This is a genomic window from Bartonella silvatica, from assembly GCF_040545155.1.
Classification (GTDB): Bacteria; Pseudomonadota; Alphaproteobacteria; order Rhizobiales; family Rhizobiaceae; genus Bartonella; species Bartonella silvatica.
Window position 1 is genome coordinate 21,102 of the sequence record NZ_JBEPLI010000018.1, and the last position, 7,161, is coordinate 28,262.

General features: G+C 37.6%; 6 protein-coding genes and 1 pseudogene. 3 read left to right on the plus strand and 4 right to left on the minus strand.

The genetic code is table 11. From position 1 onward, the window contains the following. The first annotated feature begins 104 nt into the window (after positions 1 to 104). A complete protein-coding gene (locus tag ABID23_RS06560) occupies positions 105 to 1,733 on the plus strand; it encodes an acyl-CoA dehydrogenase family protein (protein ID WP_354190505.1) in 1,629 nt (542 codons plus the stop codon). Here the strand turns inward: ABID23_RS06560 and ruvX are convergent. After that, a complete protein-coding gene (ruvX, locus tag ABID23_RS06565; RefSeq protein WP_354190507.1) occupies positions 1,718 to 2,197 on the minus strand; it encodes a Holliday junction resolvase RuvX in 480 nt (159 codons plus the stop codon). The genes ABID23_RS06560 and ruvX overlap by 16 nt on opposite strands. A 145-nt stretch (positions 2,198 to 2,342) precedes the next feature. Here ruvX and gatC point away from each other — a divergent pair, with 145 nt between their 5' ends. Both gatC and gatA read left to right on the plus strand, forming a co-directional pair. Beyond that, positions 2,343 to 2,630, plus strand: coding sequence for an Asp-tRNA(Asn)/Glu-tRNA(Gln) amidotransferase subunit GatC (gene gatC, locus ABID23_RS06570; RefSeq protein WP_354190509.1), 288 nt, complete (start codon positions 2,343 to 2,345; stop codon positions 2,628 to 2,630). 32 nt (positions 2,631 to 2,662) lie between these two features. Further along, a complete protein-coding gene (gene gatA, locus ABID23_RS06575; RefSeq protein WP_354190511.1) occupies positions 2,663 to 4,147 on the plus strand; it encodes an Asp-tRNA(Asn)/Glu-tRNA(Gln) amidotransferase subunit GatA in 1,485 nt (494 codons plus the stop codon). A gap of 79 nt (positions 4,148 to 4,226) precedes the next feature. Here the strand turns inward: gatA and ABID23_RS06580 are convergent, their stop codons facing one another. The 3 genes and pseudogenes from ABID23_RS06580 to ABID23_RS06590 form a co-directional block, all read right to left on the minus strand. Continuing rightward, complete coding sequence (locus ABID23_RS06580; protein ID WP_354190513.1) at positions 4,227 to 4,937, minus strand: ABC transporter ATP-binding protein; 711 nt, start codon at positions 4,935 to 4,937, stop codon at positions 4,227 to 4,229. Then, positions 4,924 to 5,706: an ABC transporter ATP-binding protein gene (locus tag ABID23_RS06585; protein WP_354190515.1), complete on the minus strand. Its 783-nt coding sequence runs from the start codon at positions 5,704 to 5,706 to the stop codon at positions 4,924 to 4,926. The genes ABID23_RS06580 and ABID23_RS06585 overlap by 14 nt, the downstream gene beginning before the upstream one ends. Further along, positions 5,703 to 6,557: pseudogene (locus tag ABID23_RS06590) on the minus strand (branched-chain amino acid ABC transporter permease); the annotation flags it as partial. The gene ABID23_RS06585 and the pseudogene ABID23_RS06590, both read right to left, overlap by 4 nt. Positions 6,558 to 7,161 lie beyond the last annotated feature (604 nt).

The window sequence follows — 7,161 nt, forward strand, 5'->3', positions numbered from 1 at the left end:
TAAACAGATTAAACAAGCATTTATTTGAACATGATAAACATTTTTTAACTGCAAAAAGACAAATAGTCTATGATATGAATGATTGGAATAATAGGAATATGCCTATGAGTGCTGTGTCTGCGCAAAATGCCCGCCAAAAAAATGCATTTCTCAGTGATACGCTTATGTTTCGTATTGCTTCTACGTTACCTAAGTTTTTGCTCACAAGTTTTGAAGAAATAGGAGATTTTGTAGCGAGTCGTGAAGCGTTGGAGCTTTCTTCTTTAATGAATCGTTATCGACCAATATTGCGCTATAATGATGAATGGGGAAGGCCAATAGAGAAATTAGAGATACACTCTTCTTATAAAACTCTTCAACAATATTCCAGACAGGCTGGTTTAGTCACTTCTCTTTGGGAAAATACGTCTTCGGAAAATGGAGTACGTTATCAGGCACGTGCTATTCGTTTGGCTTTATCTGCTGGGTTAGAAACAGGGCATTTGAACGAGGTTATGACAACGAGTGCAGCTATTGCAGTCTTAATTAGTGATGTTGGACTTTTTAAAAAATGGCAAAATGAACTTTTATCACGTCAATATGATGTATCGTCTAGTCCTGTTAACAGTAAAAAGTCGGCTTCACTTACTTGTGCTTTTGATGATGTTGAACAACAGGAAAAATACTCTTTCAATTTTCCAAGTGTTAAGAAAATTTCTTTTGATGAAACAATGGGGCGCGATCTCTATCGTTTAAATGTTATAAAAACCAACGTTATTAATCCTATAGTGGATGGGTATCTTGTGAGTGCAGAATTAGAGGGGCATTTAAGTTGCTTTTTAGTTCCACGTATTCAAGAAAATGGTGCATTAAATGGTAACATATCTGTTCGTCATTTGTTGCAGCGTCCCGGAGAAACCTCAACCCCAGAAGGTCTTGTTGATTTTCAGGGGTGCTATGGTTGGTTATTGGGGAATGTGGGGGAAGGGCTTAAAGTCATCAAAGATATCGAAACGATGATGCGTTTTGATCAATCAGTTGTATCGGCAGGTGTTTTGCGCGCTGCTCTTCAATTTGGTATGGATTTTTTTCGACAAAAGAAACCAGATCAGCCTTTACCACCTCTGACAGAGCGCATTTTTGCAGATATTGCATTGGATGTTGCAGGGGCACAAATATTGGTTTTGCGTTTAGCGCGAGCATTTGATAATGCTGCAAATGACCGTTCTGAGGCCGCTTTTGCACGAATCATGACTCCTATTATTGCTTATCATGTAAGCCAATTAGTTGTACCCATTATTGGCGAAGTCGTTGCACAACTTGGAATCGAAAGTTTTGTAGAGGATAGTCCATTATCGCAGATGTTGTGTAATGGGCCTGCACGGATCGTAAGAAATATTTCTGCCAATCAACTGGTAAAGGATGCAATTCTCATTGCTGAAAAAGCGCCGGGACTATTCCAGAAATTGCTAGAGAAAATTTCTCTTGATATTGGATCAGCGGGGCCACGGACCGTTGAAATTATTAAATCTTCTGTAGAGATGGCTATGGCAAATGAGGGTGCAGGAAGATTTTTTGTTGAACAAGTGGCATATGCAGCTGCAGCTGCAGCATTGCGTTCTATCGATATAGAACATGTGGCAAATGCTTATATGGAAAGTCGCCTTGGGGGGCAGTGGAGGTCTTCCTACGGCATGCTTATTGCACGATATAATGCAGAACATTTACTCAATGTTCTTTATCCTTCTATATGATGAAGGCTTTGAATTCTATTGAGGGCACCTTGCAATATGAAAGCGGCAGCAGCCGAATCAATGCGGCTTGTTCTTTTTGCACGAGATATATCCATTTCTAAAAGAGAGCGTTCTGCAGCAACGGTTGAGAGGCGCTCATCCCAAAAAATAAATGGAATGTCTGTATGTGCTTCCATATTGCTTACAAAAGTTCTGGTAGCTTGAGCACGAGGACCACTGCTCCCATTCATGTTGAGAGGTAAACCAATGACGATTGCTCCTACATTTTCACGATCAAAAAACTTTATAAGGTTATGAGCGTCTTCTGTAAATTTTTTTCGTTGAAGAACAAAACGCGGATTTGAAAGAATGAGTCCCATATCAGAAACTGCAATTCCGATCGTTTTTTTACCTAAATCTAAACCTGCTATGATTTGTCCAGGCAAGAGATGTGTCATAACTTCATTTATGTTAATAATAGCCATGGGATTTATCATTTAAGCCTTTTAGTATTTTAGGTTCATCGTTATATTCTTCATTTATTTGTGTTATCAATATTCTTGTGCTTGCAAACGCAGCCTTGTATAGCCGATAAATGAATAGCAAAATAAGAAAGTAGAAAGGCATAGTATGTCTGTTGATCAAGAAACAGTCAAGCGAGTGGCGCATTTGTCACGTATTGCTGTCAATGCTGATGAAGCAAAGTGTATGGCACAAGAACTCAATGTCATTTTAGGTTTTGTGAAACAGTTGGATGAAGTCGATGTCAGTCATGTTGAACCCTTAACGTCAGTTATGCCAATGACTTTACGAATGCGTGAAGATCGTATCACAGATGGTGATAAAGCTGCAGATATCGTAGGAAATGCACCGGTGACGGAGGAAAATTTTTTCCTTGTCTCAAAAATCGTTGAGTAATTTTATTATATTTTAAAAACTTGAGAATCAATATGTCCGATTTAACAAATTTCACAATTGCACAAGCCCGTGATGCTCTAGTAAAGAAAGAGTTTAAAGCGAGTGAATTAACAGAAGCTTATTTAAAAGCGATTGAGCTAGCCAATCCTACTTTGAATATTTACGTGGCAGTGACAGCTGAACAAGCAAAAAAAATGGCTATTGAATCGGATAACCGTTTAGCCGGAGGGAAGGGGAGGCCTTTAGAAGGAATTCCATTAGGGATTAAGGATATCTTTGCAACACAGGGGGTTCATACACAAGCCTGTTCATATATCCTTGATGGTTTTAAACCGCATTATGAATCAACAGTAACTGCTAATTTATGGCAAGATGGAGCGGTTATGTTAGGCAAGCTTAATATGGATGAGTTTGCGATGGGGTCTTCAAATGAAACGTCATATTATGGTCCTGTGATTAGTCCATGGAGAAAAAAAGGCTCCAATGAAAAACTTGTGCCTGGTGGTTCTTCAGGTGGCTCTGCAGCTGCTGTTGCTGCACAGCTTTGTGCTGGTGCAACAGCAACAGACACAGGTGGTTCAATACGACAACCAGCAGCATTTACTGGAACAGTAGGGATTAAGCCAACTTATGGACGTTGTTCACGGTGGGGAACCATTGCTTTTGCTTCGTCACTTGATCAAGCTGGACCTATTGGACGAGATGTCCGAGATTGTGCGATTTTACTTCAATCAATGGCTTCTTTTGATGAAAAAGATTCAACCTCAGTTAATTTTCCCGTTCCTGATTATGAAAGTTATCTTGGACAATCAATTAAAGGAATGAAAATTGGGGTTCCCAAAGAATATCATATGGAAGGAATGTCTTCTGAAATTATTGAAATTTGGCAAAACGGAATGCGTTGGTTAAAAGAGGCTGGCGCTGAAATAATTGATATTTCATTACCTCATACAAAATATGCTTTGCCTGCTTACTATATTGTCGCTCCTGCAGAAGCATCTTCTAATTTAGCGCGTTATGATGGTGTTCGTTTTGGACTCCGTGTGCCAGGAAAAGACATTATTGAAATGTATGAAAATACGCGTTCCGCTGGTTTTGGTGATGAAGTAAAACGGCGTATTTTGATTGGTACTTATGTTCTTTCATCAGGATATTATGATGACTATTATCTAAAAGCCCAGAAAGTGAGAACATTAGTAAAACGTGATTTTGATCACTGTTTTGCTGCTGGTATTGATGCTATTCTCACCCCTTCGACACCAACGCCAGCTTTTGGAATTGCGGATGAAAAAATAAAAAGCGATGCTATAGCAATGTATCTCAATGATATTCTTACTGTGCCAGCTAATATGGCCGGTTTGCCAGGAATCTCTATTCCTTCTGGTCTTTCATCAAGTGGTTTACCACTTGGCTTACAATTGATCGGTAAACCTTTTTCTGAAGAAGTTATTTTTCAGATAGCTTACATTATAGAACAAGAAGCTGGAATGTTTCATGCTGAAAAATGGTGGGCATAGTTATAAGACCAAAAAAGCATCTCTTAAATCAAAGAGGTGCTTTCTAAATAAAGTGCCCTATATAAATATCGTATAGTTTTTACCCACCAAGATATGCCTCTTTGACACGCGGATCAGAAAGCATGGCTTTACCCTCACCGTGAAATAAGACATGTCCTACCTCTAGAATATAGGCATAGTCAGCAATAGAAAGTGCCGCAAATGCATTTTGTTCAATGAGAAGAACAGTTTTTCCCATCTCATTAATTTTTTGGATAATTGAAAGGATTTCCCGAACAAGAAGTGGTGCCAAACCTAAAGAAGGCTCGTCTAATATGACCATATCAGGGTTGCTCATGAGGGCGCGGCCTACAGCAACCATTTGTTGTTCACCACCTGACATTGTGCCACCCAACTGTTTTGCTCTTTCACGTAGACGAGGAAAGAGCTCGAATATCCACTCTATATCGCGAGCAATTCCCGATTTATCATGACGAATATAAGCACCAAGATGTAGATTCTCTAAAACAGTAAGGTGAGGCATAATACGTCGCCCTTCAGGACTAAGAGCAATGCCTAATCGCAAGATCTCTTCCGGTGACTTTTTAACAATTGATTCACCTTTATAGGTAATTTCCCCATAAATAGAACGATTAAGTCCTGTAATTGATCGTACAATGCTACTTTTTCCTGCACCATTGGCACCAATTAAAGTGACTATATTTCCTTTTTTTATAGACATGGAAAGATTTTGAATAGCTTTTATGGCACCATAATGAACGTGAAGATTTTTAATTTTAAGAATGTCCATAAACATCTCCGCCAAGATAAGCTTCAATAACTTTAGGGTTGTTGCGAATTTCATCTGGTGTACCATTGGCAATGCAACAGCCATATTCCATGACCCAAATATATTGGCAAAGTCCCATAACAACTTTCATATCATGTTCGATGAGTAAAATTGTAAGATCAAAATCTTTTTGTACTTTCGCTATGAACTTTCTAAGGTCCTCGCTTTCTTGTGGATTCATACCAGCAACAGGCTCATCAAGAAGAAGTAGTTTTGGTCTTGTTGCAAGTGCACGCGCAATTTCTAGACGTCTTTGCACACCATAGGGTAAAGTTGTTGCTGATTGATTGGCAAGATGATCAAGCTGTAATCGTTCAAGAAGTTCCATTGAATTTTTATAGACTTCTTTTTTTTCTTTCACCGCTTTTGGAAAAAATAAAGCTGAAGAAATCCACGAATGTTTTTGTCTAATATGCGCTCCCACCATAACATTTTGCAACACTGTTAACCCTGAAAAAAGGCGAATATTTTGAAATGTTCGCGCAATATGGCGTTTACAAATCACATAAGGAGGTGCTCCAGAAATTTTTTGGTCATCAAAAAGAATGGTCCCACTTGTGGGAGCATAAAATCCAGAAATCATATTAAAAACTGTCGTTTTCCCAGCACCATTAGGACCAATTAATCCGGTAATTACTCCCCGCTTGATTGCTATATTCACGTTATTTACAGCAGTCAGTCCGCCAAAACGCATTACAATATCATCGAGTGAAAGAATGGTATCGTTCATAGTTTGCCCTCAGTATTAGAGAGCTTCTTGCGTTTTAAAAAGTTATAAATTCCATTCCACGAAAATTCATGTTGTCCTAACAAACCTTTTCTCCAAAATAAAATAATTATGAGTAATAAAAGAGAAAAAACGACCATACGCAGTCCTGGTGTTTCTGGAATATGTATAAAACCTAAGTCAAATGGACTTTCAATGATACGCAGCCATTCAAGCATAACTGTAATAATAACACTACCAATAATGCTTCCTGTAATTGAACCAAGACCACCAGCAACGACAATCATCAAAATATTAAATGTTAGAAGAAAGTTAAACATTTTAGGATCGATTGTTGAAATCAGAGCAGCCATCAATGCTCCTCCTATACCTGCAAAAAAGGCACCAATAGTAAAGGAAAAGCTACGGTAGAAAAAAGAATTAATCCCCATTGTTTTTGCGGCAATTTCATCATCGCGAATAGCACGCAACACGTTACCAGTGTTGCTTTTTAGCAAGAGAACAGTGAAAATGATTGTAAATGCTAACCAACCATAATTCCACCATAATGTTGCATCTTGGGGTATTCCTTTAATTCCCAAAGAGCCATTTGTTATAGGGACTGCGTTTGTGATGACAATGCGAATAATTTCCGCAAACCCTAATGTTGCAATTCCAAGATAATCACCTCCAAGACGTAAGATAGGAAGAGCAATCAATAAGCCTATAACGGCAGCACACAGACCACTTACAACAACAGCTAAGAAAAACGGCAGTTGGAGATGATACAAAGGCTCAGCTATAGGCTCAAGAATCCACATCATTTCCTTTTGCTCAGGGGAAAGAAGTAAAATTGCGCACACATATAGATTCACATTATGCATAAAAACACAATAAAGTCAATATGTTGATTGCAATTATTTTATATGAATCCACTCAAGAATCCATTTTTTTATACGTGATTCATTTGATCATTTTTTATATAAGATTGGCATGTATAAATAGACCGTAAAAAGCAAATCATGATGTAAATATTATAACGCATGGGTGCATTCAAATGAAATGAAAAGCAGTTATCATTCATAACAGTTTATAAATTTTATGATACGTTTTTATCACAGCAGAAATCGCATTGTTTTAAAATTTAGTCGTTTGAAATTATCGATAACATACGTTTAAAGATCACATCTTGTTTTAAAGATTGGATTGTTAGACACATGATAAAAATATAAAATTACAGTTTTCAAAATTGAGAAGCGTGAAATCTAAAAATGCTATAGCAATATCTTATTACCTATTAGAGAGTAATCGTTTGAAACTGTTATAAGGTAAATTGTACCAAAAGATACGCATTTATAGAAAATAGAGATCATATAATTTCCCTCAAAATTGGGGAAAACCATTTAAAATGGCATTAAAGAAATTAACTGTTTGAAGCAATCATAAGCTTATAGGTTTATTCGTAAAGATTGCACAAAG